Annotated in this window: 15 protein-coding genes and 6 tRNA genes; 5 read left to right on the forward strand and 16 right to left on the reverse strand. The window is 66.1% G+C overall.

What is annotated here, in order from left to right:
- Nucleotides 1-27: 27 nt before the first annotated feature.
- The 10 genes from clpX to POS15_RS13505 all read right to left on the reverse strand — a co-directional run bounded on the left by clpX (nucleotide 28) and on the right by POS15_RS13505 (nucleotide 5,014).
- Nucleotides 28-1,317 carry an ATP-dependent Clp protease ATP-binding subunit ClpX gene (clpX, locus tag POS15_RS13460; RefSeq protein ID WP_019185803.1) on the reverse strand — a complete coding sequence of 430 codons (1,290 nt, stop codon included), beginning with the start codon at nucleotides 1,315-1,317 and terminating at the stop codon, nucleotides 28-30.
- A gap of 126 nt (nucleotides 1,318-1,443) precedes the next feature.
- Entirely contained in the window at nucleotides 1,444-2,070 is a 627-nt protein-coding gene (gene clpP / locus POS15_RS13465) for an ATP-dependent Clp endopeptidase proteolytic subunit ClpP (RefSeq protein ID WP_019185804.1), read from the reverse strand.
- Between the two features lie 65 nt (nucleotides 2,071-2,135).
- Complete coding sequence (gene tig, locus POS15_RS13470) at nucleotides 2,136-3,428, reverse strand: trigger factor (RefSeq protein WP_019185805.1); 1,293 nt, start codon at nucleotides 3,426-3,428, stop codon at nucleotides 2,136-2,138.
- Nucleotides 3,429-3,662: 234 nt separating this feature from the next.
- Nucleotides 3,663-3,747, reverse strand: a tRNA-Leu gene (locus POS15_RS13475).
- A 106-nt stretch (nucleotides 3,748-3,853) separates the two neighbouring features.
- Nucleotides 3,854-4,120 (reverse strand): hypothetical protein, encoded by a 267-nt coding sequence (locus tag POS15_RS13480; RefSeq protein ID WP_080341459.1) that lies wholly within the window; start codon nucleotides 4,118-4,120, stop codon nucleotides 3,854-3,856.
- Nucleotides 4,121-4,309: 189 nt separating this feature from the next.
- Nucleotides 4,310-4,385, reverse strand: a tRNA-Lys gene (locus tag POS15_RS13485).
- A 161-nt stretch (nucleotides 4,386-4,546) separates the two neighbouring features.
- A tRNA-Lys gene (locus tag POS15_RS13490) sits at nucleotides 4,547-4,622 on the reverse strand.
- Between the two features lie 81 nt (nucleotides 4,623-4,703).
- Nucleotides 4,704-4,780 (reverse strand) — tRNA-His (locus POS15_RS13495).
- A 35-nt stretch (nucleotides 4,781-4,815) separates the two neighbouring features.
- Nucleotides 4,816-4,892: transfer RNA gene (locus POS15_RS13500), tRNA-Arg, on the reverse strand.
- Nucleotides 4,893-4,937: 45 nt separating this feature from the next.
- A tRNA-Pro gene (locus tag POS15_RS13505) sits at nucleotides 4,938-5,014 on the reverse strand.
- A gap of 178 nt (nucleotides 5,015-5,192) precedes the next feature.
- Here POS15_RS13505 and POS15_RS13510 point away from each other — a divergent pair.
- Nucleotides 5,193-5,951, forward strand: coding sequence for a Bax inhibitor-1/YccA family protein (locus POS15_RS13510; RefSeq protein ID WP_070426714.1), 759 nt, complete (start codon nucleotides 5,193-5,195; stop codon nucleotides 5,949-5,951).
- Nucleotides 5,952-6,050: 99 nt separating this feature from the next.
- Here the strand turns inward: POS15_RS13510 and POS15_RS13515 are convergent, their stop codons facing one another.
- The 6 genes from POS15_RS13515 to grxC all read right to left on the reverse strand — a co-directional run bounded on the left by POS15_RS13515 (nucleotide 6,051) and on the right by grxC (nucleotide 10,583).
- Complete coding sequence (locus POS15_RS13515; RefSeq protein WP_046272380.1) at nucleotides 6,051-6,959, reverse strand: LysR family transcriptional regulator; 909 nt, start codon at nucleotides 6,957-6,959, stop codon at nucleotides 6,051-6,053.
- Nucleotides 6,960-7,016: 57 nt separating this feature from the next.
- A complete protein-coding gene (locus tag POS15_RS13520) occupies nucleotides 7,017-7,760 on the reverse strand; it encodes an isochorismatase family cysteine hydrolase (protein ID WP_046272381.1) in 744 nt (247 codons plus the stop codon).
- Nucleotides 7,761-7,919: 159 nt separating this feature from the next.
- Nucleotides 7,920-8,348 carry a hypothetical protein gene (locus tag POS15_RS13525; protein WP_284128306.1) on the reverse strand — a complete coding sequence of 143 codons (429 nt, stop codon included), beginning with the start codon at nucleotides 8,346-8,348 and terminating at the stop codon, nucleotides 7,920-7,922.
- Between the two features lie 132 nt (nucleotides 8,349-8,480).
- Nucleotides 8,481-9,488, reverse strand: a complete 1,008-nt coding sequence (locus POS15_RS13530; RefSeq protein WP_019185811.1) for an isocitrate dehydrogenase — start codon at nucleotides 9,486-9,488, stop codon at nucleotides 8,481-8,483.
- A gap of 406 nt (nucleotides 9,489-9,894) precedes the next feature.
- On the reverse strand, nucleotides 9,895-10,287 hold the full coding sequence (locus tag POS15_RS13535) for a carboxymuconolactone decarboxylase family protein (RefSeq protein WP_019185812.1): 393 nt from the start codon (nucleotides 10,285-10,287) through the stop codon (nucleotides 9,895-9,897).
- A complete protein-coding gene (gene grxC, locus POS15_RS13540) occupies nucleotides 10,284-10,583 on the reverse strand; it encodes a glutaredoxin 3 (protein ID WP_019185813.1) in 300 nt (99 codons plus the stop codon). The genes POS15_RS13535 and grxC overlap by 4 nt, the downstream gene beginning before the upstream one ends.
- Nucleotides 10,584-10,724: 141 nt before the next feature.
- Between grxC and POS15_RS13545 the strand changes: the two genes are divergently transcribed.
- From POS15_RS13545 to ppk1, 4 genes are all read left to right on the forward strand, one after another.
- Nucleotides 10,725-12,365 carry a M48 family metalloprotease gene (locus POS15_RS13545; protein ID WP_070426710.1) on the forward strand — a complete coding sequence of 547 codons (1,641 nt, stop codon included), beginning with the start codon at nucleotides 10,725-10,727 and terminating at the stop codon, nucleotides 12,363-12,365.
- 132 nt (nucleotides 12,366-12,497) lie between these two features.
- A complete protein-coding gene (gene phoB, locus POS15_RS13550; protein ID WP_019185815.1) occupies nucleotides 12,498-13,187 on the forward strand; it encodes a phosphate regulon transcriptional regulator PhoB in 690 nt (229 codons plus the stop codon).
- Nucleotides 13,188-13,285: 98 nt separating this feature from the next.
- Entirely contained in the window at nucleotides 13,286-14,626 is a 1,341-nt protein-coding gene (gene phoR / locus POS15_RS13555) for a phosphate regulon sensor histidine kinase PhoR (RefSeq protein ID WP_019185816.1), read from the forward strand.
- On the forward strand, nucleotides 14,623-16,704 hold the full coding sequence (gene ppk1, locus POS15_RS13560) for a polyphosphate kinase 1 (RefSeq protein ID WP_046272386.1): 2,082 nt from the start codon (nucleotides 14,623-14,625) through the stop codon (nucleotides 16,702-16,704). Before phoR ends, ppk1 begins: the two co-directional genes overlap by 4 nt.
- Nucleotides 16,705-16,780 lie beyond the last annotated feature (76 nt).

The raw sequence follows: 16,780 nt of genomic DNA on the forward strand, positions 1-16,780 counted from the left end.
TTCTTTCAATTCAATTACTTGAACTGATTATTCAGCGCCAGCCGCCTTCTGTTCAGGCGCCGGTGGCGTCTGGTATATCAGGTACGGTTCGGACTTGTGTTCGATCACCGATTCGTCCACCACCACCTTGCTGACATTCTCTGCCGAGGGCAGGTCATACATGGTGTCCAGCAGGACCGATTCGACGATCGTACGCAGGCCACGGGCACCGGTCTTGCGCTTGAGCGCCTTGCGGGCAATGGCGGCCAGCGCGTCCGGACGGAACTCCAGCTCGACGTGCTCCATCTCGAACAGCTTCTTGAACTGCTTGGTGATGGCGTTCTTCGGCTCGGTCAGGATGCGCACCAGGGCGGCCTCGTCCAGCTCTTCCAGGGTCGCCACGACCGGCAGGCGGCCGACGAACTCCGGAATCAGGCCGAACTTGATCAGATCTTCCGGCTCGACTTCGGCCAGGATCTTGCCCACTTCCTGCTTGCGCTCGGAACTCTTCACCTTGGCACCGAACCCGATGCCGCCCGAATCGTTGGAACGCTGCTGGATCACCTTGTCCAGGCCGGCAAACGCACCGCCACAGATGAACAGGATGTTCTTGGTGTCCACCTGCAGGAATTCCTGCTGCGGATGCTTGCGACCGCCCTGCGGCGGCACGCTGGCCACGGTGCCTTCGATCAGCTTCAGCAGGGCCTGCTGGACGCCTTCGCCGGACACATCGCGGGTGATCGACGGGTTCTCGCTCTTGCGCGAGATCTTGTCGATTTCATCGATGTAGACGATGCCCTGCTGTGCCTTCTCGACGTCGTAGTCGCACTTCTGCAGCAGCTTCTGGATGATGTTCTCCACGTCCTCGCCCACGTAACCGGCTTCGGTCAGCGTGGTGGCGTCGGCCATGGTGAACGGCACGTTGAGCAGGCGGGCCAGGGTTTCGGCCAGCAGCGTCTTGCCCGAACCGGTCGGACCGACCAGCAGGATGTTCGACTTCGCCAGTTCGACCTCGTCGTTCTTCTGGCGGCTCTCGATGCGCTTGTAGTGGTTGTATACGGCCACGGCCAGGGTCCGCTTGGCGCGGTTCTGCCCGATCACGTACTGGTCCAGGACCTCGAGGATCTCGCGCGGCTTGGGCAGCGAACTGCGGGCCGACTGCGCCTTCTCCTCCAGCTCCTCACGGATGATGTCGTTGCACAGCTCGACGCATTCATCGCAGATGAACACGCTCGGACCCGCAATCAGCTTGCGCACCTCATGCTGGCTCTTTCCGCAGAAAGAGCAGTAGAGGATCTTGCCGGTGTCCGTGGAACGACCTTGGCGGTCTTCGCTCATGCTTCGCTTACCCAGTTACCCCACCCGACTGAACGGGGGTTCGATTCGAGAATAGCACAGGGTCAGGAGGACGCCAGTCCCGCCCGACCCGGTGGAAACAGGCCGGTTTCCCGGCCTGGTACAACGTTATGCCGGCTGGATCGACTCTTCCGGACGACGCTCCAGGACCTGGTCGACCAGGCCGTAGGCCACCGCATCGGCCGCGCTCTTGAAGTTGTCACGCTCGGTATCCCGGGCGATGGTCTCCAGCGACTGGCCGGTGTGCTTGGCCAGCACTTCGTTCAGGCGCGAACGCAGGGTCAGGATTTCACGGGCATGGATGTCGATGTCCGTGGCCTGGCCCTGGAAGCCACCCAGCGGCTGGTGGATCATCACGCGCGAATTCGGCAGCGCGTAACGCTTGCCGGCCGCGCCGGACGCCAGCAGCAGGGCGCCCATGGAGGCCGCCTGGCCGACGCAGATGGTGCTCACGTCCGGCTTGATGTACTGCATGGTGTCGTAGATCGCCATGCCGGCGGTGACCACGCCACCGGGCGAGTTGATGTAGATGCTGATGTCCTTTTCCGGGTTGTCCGCTTCCAGGAACAGCAGCTGCGCCACCACCACGTTGGCCATGTGATCGTCGATCGGGCCCACGAGGAAGATCAGGCGCTCCTTCAACAGGCGCGAATAGATGTCATAGGCGCGCTCGCCGCGGCTGGTCTGTTCGACCACCATCGGAACCATGTTCAGGGCTGTGGTTCGGTTGTCCATTAGTGAGGCACCTATTTTGGGGGGAACGACCCCGCGCCAGGGCGCGGGGCGTAAAACACGACCGCTTACTGGCGGATCGCGTCCTGGAACGACAGCTTCTCTTCGGTGTGCTGGGCGCGCTCGGCGATCCAGTCGATCACCTGCTCTTCCATCACACGATTCTGCAGCCCACTCATCAGCTGGGGGTCGTTGCGGTACATCTCAATGACCTGCTCCGGCTCTTCGTAGGTCGAGGCGATCAGGCGCATGGTTTCATTCAGGCGCTTGGGATCCAGACGCAGGTCGTTCTTGCGGGCCACTTCACCGACCAGCAGGCCGACCAGTACGCGCTTGGCGGCGGCGTCCTTGAAGCCTTCGTGGGCGTCGGCCGGGACGTCACCCGGGTTGCGGCCACTGCGGCGGATCTGCTCGAGCTGCTGGTCCAGCATGGCGCGGGCTTCGTTCTCGACCAGGCGCGGCGGCATTTCGACCGACGCGTAGGCGGCGATCAGCTGCTCACCGACTTCGCGGCGCAGGCGGTTCATCAGGGCACCCTTGAGCTCGCGCTCCAGGTTGGCGCGGATGTCCTTGCGGAACTGCTCCACGTCGCCGCCCTTCACACCGAAGCTCTTGATGAACTCGGCATCCACCTCCGGCAGCACCGGCGCGGACACGTCCACCGCCTTGACGGTGACCTTGACCTGCTTGCCGGCCAGTGCCGGGACGCGCCAATCGGCCGGGAACTCGACGTCCAGGGTCTTTTCTTCACCGGCGGTCAGACCGACCAGGCCCTGTTCGATCTGCTCGAACATCATGCCCTGGCCCACGATCACGCTGCCCTTTTCGGTGCCTTCGGCCGGCAGGCGCTCATCGCCGGCCTGCGACCAGGTTTCCAGCGCGACCAGATCGCCGTCCTGGGCGCCACGGGTGACCGGGCTCCAGCTGCGGCGCTGTTCGCGCAGGTTGGTGATCATCTGGTCGATGTCGGCGTCGTTGATTTCAGCGGTGTGGCGCACCACGGTCAGCTTGCTGACATCCACGTCGCCGAAGTCCGGCACCAGCTCGACGGTGGCCACGAAGGACAGCTCGCCCTCGCCCTTGTCGATGCGCGGGGTGCCGGCGATGCGCAGTTCATGCTCGCGCAGGGCGGCATCGAAGGTCTCACGCAGCAGGCCATCGACGGCTTCGCTGCGGACCTGCTGGCCGAAACGCTGCTCGATCACCTTGGCCGGCACCTTGCCCGGGCGGAAGCCCTTGATGCGCGTGGTGCGGGCGATCTCGCCCAGACGGCCGCTGATGTGCGTCTGCAGGCGGTCTTCCGGCAGCGAGAAGGTCAGGCGGCGTTCCAGATTGCCAGTGGATTCGATCGAAGCTTGCATGTTGACTCCTGCCACCGGCGGCATGGGCCCCGGCACGATGTGATGGATGAAACGGGTTTTGGACGCGGGGTCGTGGACGCGCATGCCCGCCGCAGCCCTGTAGTTTCGCCGATAAACGCCAGCGCCGCCAGCGCGGGCCGAGAACGTCCGGGGGCCGCCAAGGGCCCAGCATGTGGCCGTCTCCCCGATCCGGGACGTGCCCATGGTCATGGTGCCGGCGAAAACGCCCTGCACTGGTGCGAAAGGGGGGACTCGAACCCCCACGCCTTGCGGCACTGGAACCTAAATCCAGGGCGTCTACCAATTCCGCCACTTTCGCGAGCCTGAAAGCCCAAGCGCACATTGTTGCAGGCGGGGCCGGAAAGCGGAAGGTCGTCATGTCGCTTAACGAGGTGAAGCGCGTGCCCCACCCCGCGGATCAGCGGCTATCGCGCCGGCAGCGCCACGCCGGGAAGCAGTGGCGCTTTCGCCAACGCCTGGCGTTCCTCGCCTTGGGGCGCATCCTGCATGGAGACACGGGCCAGTGGCTTGGCCGGCTGGAAACCGCCAGGAGGAAGAGTGTGGCGGATCACGGTCGTGGCATAACCGGCCAGGACCGGGTCCAGCGGCGCGTGGGCGGGCGTTTCGGCAGCCGTGGCGGCCGCGGCCGCGCAGGCCGTCAACGCCACGGCGGCAAGGATCCGGAGAGTCATGATGGGCGTACCTCGATGGGCGCCTAAGCGCGGTCCGTCGAGTGGAACCTGATTGCCGGTTGCGATCCGTGCGCTGTCGCGCAGCTTGGAAACGCTGCGTGTCGCGTTCGACCCCGGTTTCAGGAGGCTTTCAGATACGCACGCCCGGAAAAGAAAAAAGCCGCCTGGCGGACCAGGCGGCTTCTGTCGTGGTGGGCTGTCAAGGATTCGAACCTTGGACCTATTGATTAAGAGTCAACTGCTCTACCAACTGAGCTAACAGCCCGAAAATCGGGAGGCGAATTATGCAGGGTTTCCTGCGCGCGACGCAAGCGTTTTATTTGAATGGATGGCCAATGGCGGCAGTGGACCGCCAATGCGCCACCGGTTCAACGTAGGGTAGCAAACAAGAAAAAAGCCACCGGGCGGACCCGATGGCTTCTGTCTTGGTGGGCTGTCAAGGATTCGAACCTTGGACCTATTGATTAAGAGTCAACTGCTCTACCAACTGAGCTAACAGCCCTGAAAAACTCAGGCGCACATTGTAGCGTGTGTGCTGCCTTTTGCAACCCTGGTTCACTTTCGATGAACCAGTTTGAATCAGTGGGGTGGCTGAGGGGACTCGAACCCCCGACCACCGGAATCACAATCCGGAACTCTAACCAACTGAGCTACAGCCACCACTGAAAACTTTGCTTCCTACCGCTTGCACCGAATGGCGCGCCCGACAGGAATCGAACCTGTAACCGCCGGCTTAGAAGGCCGGTGCTCTATCCAGTTGAGCTACGGGCGCTCGATCCGGATTGTCGCATTCCAATCCCGGTTTGAGCAGCGGGCTTGGTCGGGGTAGAGGGATTCGAACCCCCGACATCCTGCTCCCAAAGCAGGCGCGCTACCAGACTGCGCTATACCCCGGCGGTTTGTTTCCCTCCGGGGTTCCCCCCGAAAGAGCCGCCTATTGTGGGAATCGGCGTGGCATCTGTCAACGGTTTTCACACATCAATTCACCTGTCGCCATTGGCGAGGGTCGCTTCGGCTATGCTCGGGTCAGTGGCCGGATGGCCAGCCCCCTACCCCATCAAGGAGATTGGCAATGCGCAGCGGCAATCCCGCACTTTCCGAGTCGACCTTCCTCGACCTGGCCAGCGGCTCGGTCGTGGCCCGCCCCGACCAGGCGATGACCATCAACGGCACCGTCAACAAGACCGGCATCCTGTTGCTGCTCACCGTGCTGACGGCCGCGTTCGCGTGGAGCCAGTCGGTCGATGCCTATGGGCAGGTGTCCTCCAGCGCGATGATGTACACCATCGGCGGCGCGGTGGGCGGGCTGATCCTGGCACTCGTCACCGTGTTCAAGAAGGAATGGTCGCCCGTCACTGCGCCGATGTATGCCCTGGTGGAAGGCTTCTTCCTCGGTGCGATCTCGGCCGTGTTCAACATGAAGTTCCCAGGCATCGTGTTCCAGGCGGTGCTGCTGACCTTCGGCACCCTGTTCGCGCTGCTGATGCTGTACCGCAGTGGCGTGATCAAGGTCACCGAGAAGTTCAAGATGGGCGTGTTCGCCGCCACCGGTGGCATCGCGCTGGTGTACCTGGCCTCCTTCGTGCTGAGCTTCTTCAACATCAACGTGCCGGTGATCCACGATGCCAGCCTGCTGGGCATCGCCTTCAGCCTGTTCGTGGTGGCGGTGGCCGCGCTGAACCTGGTGCTGGATTTCGACTTCATCGAAACCGGTGCCGCCGCACACGCCCCGAAGTACATGGAGTGGTACGGCGCGTTCGGCCTGATGGTCACGCTGGTGTGGTTGTACGTGGAATTCCTGCGCCTGCTCTCCAAGATCCAGCAGCGCTGAGCCACTGGCCAGGCAAGCATCAGGGGCGCCTTCGGGCGCCCTTTTTCATGCGCCCGCATGGCGCCCCGGCAAGCTCCGGCCGGAGCGCCTTGCAGGGTACTAGACCGCCGCGCCGGCTTGCCCTGCGTAATGCGCAGCCAGATGCTCCACCAGCGCGCGCACCTTTGGCGCCAGCGAACGGGCGTGCGGATACAGCGCGAAGTAGCGGCGCTGCCCGGCATGCCAGCCGGGCAACACATGGATCAGGCGACCGGCGCGCAGATCGTCCTGCACGGTCAACGCGGTAAACAGGCTGATGCCCATGCCGGCCCGCACTGCGGCATAGAGGGCGGGCGTGGCGTCCACGCGCAGCCGTTGGCCGGCCTCCACGCTGGCCTGCGCGCCCCGCGGGCCCTGCAGGTGCCAAGCGGTAGTGGCCGCGCCGGGCTGGAACGCCAGCAGCGTGTGCGCCGGAAGGTCCGCCGCCTGGCGCGGCAGGGCGTGCCGGGCCAGGTAAGCCGGCGCGGCCACCAGGATACGCGGGCAGCACGCCAGTTCGCGGGCCACCAATTGGCTGTCGGGCAGGCTGGCGGCAATGCGAAGCGCCATGTCGAAACCACCCCCGACCACGTCCACCAGCTGGTCGTTGGCCGACAGATCCAGGCTTACCTGCGGATAGCGGGCCAGGAACCCCGGCAGCCACTGCGGCAATTCCTGGCTGGCCACCACCTGCGGCACGCTGATGCGCAGGCGCCCGCTCGGCGCTGCCTGGCCCGCGCGGGCGCGGTCGTCGGCCAGCTCCAGCCGCTCAAGCAGGGCTACGGCATCGCGGTAATAGTCGCGCCCGGCCTCGGTCAGCGACAGCCGCCGGGTGGTGCGATCGAGCAACCGGACCTGCAGGTGCTCTTCCAGCTGCCGCAGTTGCCGCGACAGGGAGGAGTGGGTGGTTCCCTGCCGCTCTGCGGCCGTACTGAAGCTGCCGGCCTCGACGATGGCGCGCAGCGCGCGCAGGGCGGCGAAGTGATCCATCGGCAGTCAGCTCCAGGCGAGTGGCAGGACCCGCCGGATGCGGGCCTGCCCAGCTTATCAAGCGCCCTCGCCCGCCTCGCGGACCGTCAGGGCCAGGATCGCGTCGGTGGCCATGACATCGCCGAACGCATCCTCGATCTGCGCCAGGGACGCCTCGTGCAGTGCGCGGTGGCCGATGCGCGTGCCATCGGCCAGGTCGAGGTCGCGACTGGCGCTGGCATCGGACGCCACGAGGACACGGTAGCCGCGCGGCGCGGCAGCCGCGTCGCGGGCGGCCCCGACGACGCAGGCATGGGTCTGCAGGCCGGTGATGATCAACGTGTCGATGCCGGCCTGCTTGAGCACCGTATCCAGCGCCGCAGCCGAGGCGCCGGCGAACACACTGACGTTGTCCTTCTGGATGACGGTTTCGCCACTGCGCGGCTGCATGTCGCGATGGAAGGCGACGTTGACACTCCCCTGCGCGAACAGCGGCGCGCCCGCCGGCAGCACATGCTGCACGTGGATGACGCGGATGCCGTGGGCATCGGCGAAGTCGACCACGCGGCGGGTCTGGCGCAGTGCGGCCATGCCGTCGGGAATGACCATGCGGCCGCCGGCGAAACCTGGCGCGGCACGGGCATCGAAGTATTCGTTCTGGAAGTCGATCACCAGCACCGCGGTCTTCGCCGCGTCGAGCGAGGCGGGCACCGGGGCACCCGCCATGTGGCGGATGGTGGGATGGGACGGTTCAGTGGCAACAACCGGGGCGGTGGCAGCCATGCCGATCAGGCTGGCCAGGCCGAAGGCCGTGAGGTTCATGGGACGACTCCTGTGCGATGGAAAGTGGGCACAGGATGCGAGGCGGATGGCGCACGAACCAGCCATGGATTGACACATGATCTGTGCAGATTTCGAACAGACCGATCGTGTGGAGTCGCGCCAGGCGCGACTGCTTTTCGTTTGGGCGCCCGTAAACGATCAGCCGCGCAGGGTTCGACTCGACGACGCCAGCGTGACGCCATTGAGCCGCACGATCAGCGCGTCCTTTCGCCCTGGCACCACTTCGGCAGCGTTGCTGCCAGCGCGCACGGCACGTTCCAGGCCCGCCGGGTACTTCACCGGCACCCCTGCGAGGGTCTGCACATGCTCTGCCCCATTCTTGCCCCTGATGATGAACTCCGCGCAGGCGCCCTCCAGCCGGTACACCGGCGCCCCCGCCGGACATTCGATCAACTGCAGCGCGCGCGCTTCGCTGTGCCGCAGGTTGCGGATGCAGACCCCGTGCTTGCGCAGGCGACGCAACGCGCGCTGGGAACGGGACCAGGGCCAGCAGAAGACGAAGTAGATGCCTACGCCGATCGCATAGACGGCAACAGCCGCCACCACCCACACAGCCGAATCAGGCATCTGCAAAACCCCTGTCGGTGAAAAGCCACACTTTAAAACGCAGACGGGCCGTACAAGGACGGCCCGTCTTCAACAATGCGCAGCGTTGCCTGGATACCGCCTGGGACAGCATCCAGCAAGAGCGCCGGCCGCTTACAGGCGGCTGGCGATGGCCTGGGCGAAGCCCATGGTGTTGCCGGTGCCACCCAGATCGCCGGTCAGCGAATCCTTGGCTTCCAGCGTGGCCACGATGGCCTTGCGCAGGCGCTCGGCGTTTTCGACCTGGCCGACATGGTCCAGCATCTGTGCGGCGGCCAGCAGCAGCGCGCACGGATTGGCCTTGCCCTGGCCGGCGATGTCCGGCGCGGTGCCGTGCACGGCTTCGAAGATCGCCGCGTTCTCACCGATGTTGGCGCCCGGGGCCAGGCCCAGGCCGCCGACCAGACCGGCACACAGGTCGGAGATGATGTCGCCGAACAGGTTGGTGGTCACGATCACATCGAACTGTTCCGGACGCATCACCAGCTGCATGCAGCAGTTGTCGACGATCATTTCCTGGAACTCGATGTCCGGGTACTTGGCGGCCACTTCACGTGCCACGGCCAGGAACAGGCCCGAGGTCGACTTGATGATGTTGGCCTTGTGCACGGCGGTGACCTTCTTGCGGCCGGTGCTGCGGGCCAGCTCGAAGGCGTAGCGCACGATGCGCTCGGAGCCCTTGCGGGTGATGCGGGTGCCGGAGAAGGCGGTCTCGCCATCGGCCGACACTTCCTGGCCTTCGGCCAGGTACGCGCCTTCGGTGTTCTCACGGACGGTGATCAGGTCCACGCCGTCGCCGAAACGCGACTTGGTGTTCGGGAAGGACACCGCCGGACGCACGTTGGCGTACAGGTCGAAGTGGCGACGCAGGCTGACGTTGATCGAGGTGAAGCCACCACCGACCGGCGTGGTCAGCGGGCTCTTCAGCGCGATCTTGTTGCGTGCGATCGACTCCAGCGTGGCCGCCGGCATCAGATCGCCGTGCTTCTCCAGCGCGACCAGGCCCGCGTCGGCGTCTTCGTATTCAAAGCCGGTGTCCAGCTTGCCGAGCACGAACAGGGTAGCGTCCATGATCTCCGGGCCGATGCCGTCACCGCGGATGACCGTGATTTTCTGCGTCATTGATGTGTATTCCGAACCGAGGGGGGAGCGCCATCCGTGAGGTGCGCGAAGCGCGGGCGCAAGGGAAGTTTCATCGGCAATTATGCCTTACCCGCCCGATGGACCCCAAATGGGCCATTGGTCTTAGGCGGGCAAGGCAGCATTGCCCGCGCATTCCCCCTCTCCCCCGCGCCGTTGGCGCGCCGCCATCAACAGAACGGGGCTGTGCACCAGACACGCGATCGGTAATGCCGGCCGCTGGCCGGCAACCAGGGGTGGGCTGAACGATGGGTGGCCACCGACCGTTGGTCGGTGGAACGGGATCTCGAACATGAACAGCGCACTGCCGGGCGCCGATATCGTCGGGGCGCCCAAGCAGCCGACCAACGGTCGGCTCTACCGCGGCGGGGCCGGGTCGGCCCCGACCTCAATGCTCGTGAACGGCCGGCGCTTCGGCGCCGCCTTCGAGCTGGTCCAGGAAATCGACCGCGCGGCGCAGGTGCGGGATCACGATCGAGCCGCCGACCACCAGGCCGACCGAGAAGGTCTCGAAGAACTCCTCACGGGTCACGCCGGCGTCCTTGCACTGGGCCACGTGGTAGCTGATGCAGTCATCGCAGCGCAGCACCATCGAGGCGACCAGGCCCAGCAGTTCCTTGGTCTTCACGTCCAGCGCGCCGGCCTGGTAGGTCTGGGTGTCCAGCGCGAAGAAGCGGCGCACGACCTGGTTGGGTTCGCCCAGGATGCGCTGGTTCATGCGCTGGCGGAACTCGGTGAATTCGGCGATGCGGTCCTTGCTGCCGTCGTCGGCCGCGCTCATGCCGGGTCCTGCCCGGCCAGCAACGGCTCCAGCTTGCCAGCACGGTGCAGCGCCATCATGTCGTCGTAGCCGCCCACATGGACCTCGCCGACGAAGATCTGCGGCACGCTGGTGCGGCGGGTCTTGGCCATCATCTTTTCGCGCTCGACCGGGTCCAGGTCGATCCGGACCTCGGTCCAGTCGCGGCCCTTGCTCTTCAGGAAGTTCTTGGCGGCCACGCAGTACGGGCACACCGCGGTCGAGTAGATGGTGATGGCGGGAGCGCCACCGGGGGTGGAAACAGCATCTTGGCTCACGGGAAACTCCACAGCGGAACGTTGGTCTGTATATGGTAGCGGTCCGCTGGATTTTCCACGTCACCGTCGCAACACTGTGGTTTAACTGCAGGTTGCACTGGCCCTGTCACGCTGTCGTCCGCCTTCCCCCAGGAGCTCTGTTTGCGCCCTCTGCTGCTCTCTGCCGCCTTGACCCTGGCCCTGGCCGTACCGCTGGCCGGGGCCCAGGAAAGCAAGCTGCCGGACATCGGTTCTTCGGCCGGCGAGCTGCTGACCCCGGCACGGCAGGCCGAATACGGCGGGATGATGCTGCGCGAACTGCGCAACTACGGGTACCTTCTCGATGACCCGCTGGTCGATGACTGGCTGCAGACCATGGGCGCCCGGCTGGGCTCCAACAGCGCCCAGCCACGCCAGTCCTACACCTTCTTCATGCTCAAGGACCGGCAGATCAATGCCTTCGCGACCCTGGGCGGCTACATCGGGGTCAATGCGGGCCTGGTACTGACCGCCGAGCGCGAGGACGAGGTCGCCGCGGTGCTGTCCCACGAAATCGCCCACGTCACCCAGCAGCACGTGCTGCGCGGCGTCGAGCGCGCACAGCGCGACCAGATCCCGATCCTGCTCGGCATGCTTGCCGCGATCGTGGCCGCGCAGCAGGCCGGCGGCAACTCCTCCGGTGACGCCACCATGGCCGCGATCACCTCGGGCATGGGGCTGATGCAGCAGCGCCAGATCAATTACACCCGCTCCAACGAATCCGAGGCCGACCGCCTGGGCATCCGCACCCTGGCCCGCAGCGGCTATGACGTGGATGCCATGGCCGGCTTCTTCGAGCGCATGTCCGCCTCGATGCGTGGCAACCAGGGGGGCTACAGCGTCCCGGACTTCCTGCAGACCCACCCGGTCACCACCACCCGCATCAGCGAGGCCAAGGCCCGCGCCGAACAGATGAAGAAAGACACGGTGCTGCTGACCACCGAGGTGCCCGGCGGCGTCCGCCAGGAACGGGTGAACCCGTCCGACCCGGCGTTGTCCGATCCGCTGGTGCGGCGGAGCAACCCGTTGCTGCCGGCCTCGATGCAGATTTCGGTCAACTCGCTCAGCCGCGGCAGCACCGGTCAGTTCGAATGGGCGCGCGAGCGGCTGCGGGTGCTCAGCGCCGACACGCCGGGCGATGTCATCCGCGAATACGAAAGCCTCCAGCGCGCGCAGAAGAACGGGCTGACCGAACCACAGCGCTACGGGCTGGCCCTGGGCCGGCTGCGCAACAGTGCCGCCGCGCAGGCCAGCCGCGACCTGGCCGAGCTGCTGCGCGACCACCCGGACAACGTCTGGGTGGCACTGGCACTGGGCGAGGCGGAGTCGCGCAGCGGACAGCAGGCCCAGGCCAACGCCCGTTTCGAGACCCTGATGCGCCAGCACCCCGGCAGCCGCCCGGTCGCGTTGACCTACGCCACCATCCTCAATGAACAGGGCGGGCGCGAGGCCGGCCAGCGCGCGCAGGCGATGCTGCGCCCGATGCTGTCGCAAAGCGGCAATGATCCGGTCTTCCAGCAGCGCTTCGCCCGCGCCAGCGAATTGGCCGGGGATACCACCCGGGCCAGCGAGGCCTATGCCGAGGCGGCCTTCCTCAGCGGCCGGCCGGAGCAGGCCCTGATCCAGCTGCAGGCCCTGAAGCGGCAACCGGACCTGGACTATGTGGGCCGGGCCCGGGTCGATGCCCGGATCGAGAGCATCACCCCGACCGTGCTGGAAATGCGCCGCCAAGGCATCGACGACCCGGAACTGGACCGCCGCTGAGGCGCCGTTCAAGGGGGCGGGATGACGGTGGGATGGCGGTCAACGACGGGAACGGCCCCCTCGTCACAAACCTGTCATGAAACCGTAGTCTACTGGGCTCAATCCCGATCTGATGAGCAATACGGTGGGCACGTGCAGAAACGCATCCTGATCGTCGATGACGAACCCGCGATCCGCGAAATGGTCGCCTTCGCCCTGCGCAAGGGCGACTATGACCCGATCCATGCCGGCGACGCCCGCGAGGCGCAGACCGCCATCGCCGACCGCGTTCCGGACCTGATCCTGCTGGACTGGATGCTTCCGGGCACCAGCGGCCTGGACCTGGCCCGGCGCTGGCGCAAAGAAGCCCTCACCCGCGAGGTGCCGATCATCATGCTGACCGCGCGCGGGGAAGAGAACGACCGCGTCGGTGGCCTGGAGGCCGGTGTCGACGACTACGTGGTCAAGCCGTTCTCGGCGCGCGAACTGCTGGCCCGCATCCGTGCGGTCATGCGCCGTGCCCGCGACGATGACGAAGACGGCAGCGTGGCGGTCGGCACGATCCGCATCGACGGCGCCGCGCACCGCGTCTTCGCCGGCGACCAGCCGGTGCCGATCGGTCCGACCGAATACCGGCTGCTGCATTTCTTCATGACCCACCCTGAGCGCGTGTACACCCGTGCCCAGCTGCTGGATCACGTGTGGGGCGGCAGCGTGTACGTGGAGGAGCGCACCATCGATGTGCACATCCGCCGCCTGCGCAAGACGCTGGAGCCGTTCGGCGCGGAGAACATGGTGCAGACGGTGCGCGGCGCCGGCTACCGGTTCTCGACCTCGACCTGAGTCTCGTCGGGCCGGGATCTGGCGCGCATGCCTGGTTCCGGCCACTCCTGCTATAACCTTGGATCGAGTCCGAGGACCGCACCTTCTGCGAGACCGCAATGCCGCGCCACATCCGTTCTGCCTGGTTGAAAACGCTGGCCACCCTCGCCGCCCTGCTGCTCGCAGCCGGCTTGCTGGGCCTGGCAGTGGGACATGTGTGGATGTGCATCGCACTGGCCTCCATCGGCGCGCTGGCCTGGCATTATTGGCGTCTGCGCCGGGTGCTGCGTGGGCTCACCGCGCGCCATCGCTGGGACATGGGCGACGGCACCGGCGTGTGGAACGAGCTGGACCGCCTGCTCTACCGCAATCAGTGGGAAATGCGCACACGCAAGCGCCGCCTGCTCGACATGCTGCGCAGTTATCGCGCCGCCGCCGCGGCACTGCCCGATGCCGTGGTGGTGGTGGACCGCAACAGCCAGCGCGTGCAGTGGTTCAACGAAGCGGCCACCTCGCTGCTCGGCCTGCATCATCCAGGCGATCTCGGCGAGGCGCTGGTCGAACGCCTGCAGCCGATGCCGCTGGCCCACTGGCTGGCCGGTGGCCGCAATGCCGAACCCATCCTGGACGTGCCCTCGCCGGTCGATCCGGCGATCCGCCTCAACCTGCGCCTGATTCCCTACTCGCCGGACTACTGGCTGCTGATCGCGCGTGACGTCAGCAAGCTGCTTCGGCTGGAACAGGTCCGCCGCGACTTCGTCGCCAACGTTTCGCATGAACTGCGCACGCCACTGACCGTGGTACATGGCTACCTGGACATGATGGACCCGGAGGACTTCCCCGGCACCGGCCCGATGCTGGAGGAAATGCGCAAGCAGTCCCAGCGCATGGCGCAGCTGGTCGAAGACCTGCTCACCCTGTCGCGGCTGGAATCGCAGGAGCACACCGAAGCTGAGGCCGTGGCGATGACGCCGATGCTGGCCACGCTGCGCCGTGAAGCCGAAGCGCACAGCCAGGGCCGTCACCAGATCAGCATCATCGATACGGCCGGGGTGGACCTGCAGGGCTCCAACAAGGAACTGCACAGCGCGTTCTCCAACCTGGTCACCAATGCCGTGCGCTACACGCCGGCCGGTGGCCGCGTGGAAGTGGAGTTCGCCCGCGAAGCAGATGGCGTAGTGCTGTCGGTGCGTGACACCGGCTACGGCATCCCGGCCAATCATCTGCCGCGCCTGACCGAACGCTTCTACCGGGTGTCCAGCAGCCGCTCGCGCGAGAGCGGCGGCACCGGCCTGGGGCTGTCGATCGTCAAACACATCCTGGGGCTGCACCATGCCCGCCTGGACATCCAGAGCGAAGTCGGCAAGGGCAGCACGTTCTCCTGCCATTTCGATGCCGACCAGGTGCGTGCGCGCACCGAGGTCGCCTCCCTTCCTTCCGCCGAAGACTTTTCCGCATGAGTACTCCTGTTCCCGTCGCCGTACCCGTGGACGGCGATCCGCTGCGCGACCCGGCGCTGTACATCAACCGTGAACTGTCGCAGCTGGATTTCAATTTCCGCGTGCTGGCCCAGGCCATGGACCCGCAGGTGCCGCTGCTGGAGCGCCTGCGCTTCATGTGCATCTCCTGCACCAACCTGGACGAGTTCTTCGAGATCCGCGCCGCCGCCGTGCGCCATGCGCAGGAGTTCGGCCTGCCGCCGGCGCCGGATGGCATGACGCCGCAGGCGATCCTCAATGCGATCCACGACCGCGCCGCACAGCTGGTGGACCAGCAGTACCGCTGCTGGAACGAAACGCTGCGCCCGGCGCTGCACGAGGCAGGCATCGACGTACTCGGCCGGCACTCCTGGAACCACCGGCAGAAACGCTGGCTGCGCGCGTATTTCCGCAACGAGATCATGCCGGTGCTGTCCCCGCTCGGCCTGGATCCCTCGCACCCGTTCCCGAAGATCCTCAACAAATCGCTGAACATCGTGGTGGTGCTCAAGGGCACCGACGCGTTTGGCCGCGCCGGGCACCTGGCGATCGTGCGTGCACCGCGCTCGCTGCCGCGCATCATCCAGCTGCCGGAGCAACTCGGCGGCCCGCAGACCTTCGTGTTCCTGTCCTCGGTGCTGTCGACCTTCGTCGATGAGATGTTCCCGGGCATGGAAGTCCAGGGGGCCTACCAGTTCCGCGTGACCCGCAATTCCGAGCTGGTGGTGGACGAGGAAGAGGTCGAGAACCTCGCCCTGGCGTTGCGCGATGAACTGGTCGACCGTGGCTACCGCCCGGCAGTCCGGCTGGAGATCGCGCAGGACTGCCCGCGCGACATCGTGCGCACCCTGCTGCAGAACTTCGGGCTGACCGAAAACGCGGTCTACCGTATCGACGGCCCGGTCAACCTCAACCGCGTGATCCAGCTGTACGACGTGATCCAGCGGCCGGAACTGAAGTACCCCGCCCTGAGCCCGCGCACCCTGCGCGACAGCGACGGGATCTTCGAGATCGTCGCGCGCCGGGACGTGCTGCTGCACCATCCCTTCGATGCGTTCACCGCGGTGCTGGATGTGATCAAGCAGGCCGCCGTCGACCCCAACGTGCTGGCGATCAAGCAGACCCTGTACCGCACCGGCAAGGACTCGCTGATCGTGGACGCGCTGATCCAGGCGGCCCGCAACGGCAAGGACGTCACCGTGGTGGTCGAGCTGCGCGCGCGCTTCGATGAGGAGGCCAACCTCGGCCTCGCCGACCGTCTGCAGGAAGCCGGCGTGCAGGTCGTCTACGGCGTGGTCGGGTTCAAGACCCACGCCAAGATGCTGCTGATCGTGCGCCGCGAAGGCCGCAAGCTGCGCCGCTATGTCCACCTGGGTACCGGCAACTATCACAGCGGCACCGCACGCGCGTATACCGACCTGAGCCTGATCACCGCCGATGCGGATATCGGCAACGATGTGCACCTGCTGTTCCAGCAGCTGTCCGGGCTGGCCCCGCGGATGAAGCTCAAGCGCCTGCTGCAGTCGCCCTTCACCCTGCACCCGGGCCTGCTGCAGCGGATCGAGCGCGAAACGCGGCTGGCGGCCAGCGGGCGCCCCGGGCGGATCATCGCCAAGATGAACGCCCTCAACGAACCGCAGATGATCCGCGCGCTGTATGCCGCTTCGCAGGCCGGCGTGCAGATCGACCTGATCGTGCGCGGCGCCTGCACCCTGCGCCCCGGGGTGCCCGGCGTCTCGGACAACATCCGGGTGCGCTCGATCGTCGGCCGTTTCCTGGAGCACAGCCGGGTCTACTGGTTCGGCAATGACGGCGCCTCGGAGCTGTTCTGCGCCAGCGCGGACTGGCTGGAACGCAACCTGCTGCGCCGGGTCGAGACCTGTTTCCCGATCCTGGACCCGGAGCTGGCGCGCAAGGTCTACCGCGATGTGCTGCAGAACTACCTCGACGACAACCTCAACGCCTGGGAGCTGCAGGCCGACGGCAGCTACATCAAGTGCACGCCGGGCCATGACGAGCCGCCGCATGCGGCGCAGATGGCCTTGCTGCAGGGTCTGTAGGTACCGACCGTTGGTCGGTACGCGGTCATCGCCTGCCCCTTCGATGCGACCGGTCGTCGCAGCCTGCCCATGTGAA

It is taken from the genome of Stenotrophomonas sp. BIO128-Bstrain (genome assembly GCF_030128875.1).
Classification (GTDB): Bacteria; Pseudomonadota; Gammaproteobacteria; order Xanthomonadales; family Xanthomonadaceae; genus Stenotrophomonas; species Stenotrophomonas bentonitica_A.

Coding starts and splice junctions, on each gene's coding strand:
- clpX (WP_019185803.1), bottom strand. CDS start 1,317: ATGAGCGAAGACCGCCAAGGTCGTTCCACGGACACCGGCAAGATCCTC.
- clpP (WP_019185804.1), bottom strand. CDS start 2,070: ATGGACAACCGAACCACAGCCCTGAACATGGTTCCGATGGTGGTCGAA.
- tig (WP_019185805.1), bottom strand. CDS start 3,428: ATGCAAGCTTCGATCGAATCCACTGGCAATCTGGAACGCCGCCTGACC.
- POS15_RS13480 (WP_080341459.1), bottom strand. CDS start 4,120: ATGACTCTCCGGATCCTTGCCGCCGTGGCGTTGACGGCCTGCGCGGCC.
- POS15_RS13510 (WP_070426714.1), top strand. CDS start 5,193: ATGCGCAGCGGCAATCCCGCACTTTCCGAGTCGACCTTCCTCGACCTG.
- POS15_RS13515 (WP_046272380.1), bottom strand. CDS start 6,959: ATGGATCACTTCGCCGCCCTGCGCGCGCTGCGCGCCATCGTCGAGGCC.
- POS15_RS13520 (WP_046272381.1), bottom strand. CDS start 7,760: ATGAACCTCACGGCCTTCGGCCTGGCCAGCCTGATCGGCATGGCTGCC.
- POS15_RS13525 (WP_284128306.1), bottom strand. CDS start 8,348: ATGCCTGATTCGGCTGTGTGGGTGGTGGCGGCTGTTGCCGTCTATGCG.
- POS15_RS13530 (WP_019185811.1), bottom strand. CDS start 9,488: ATGACGCAGAAAATCACGGTCATCCGCGGTGACGGCATCGGCCCGGAG.
- POS15_RS13535 (WP_019185812.1), bottom strand. CDS start 10,287: ATGAGCGCGGCCGACGACGGCAGCAAGGACCGCATCGCCGAATTCACC.
- phoR (WP_019185816.1), top strand. CDS start 13,286: ATGCCGCGCCACATCCGTTCTGCCTGGTTGAAAACGCTGGCCACCCTC.
- ppk1 (WP_046272386.1), top strand. CDS start 14,623: ATGAGTACTCCTGTTCCCGTCGCCGTACCCGTGGACGGCGATCCGCTG.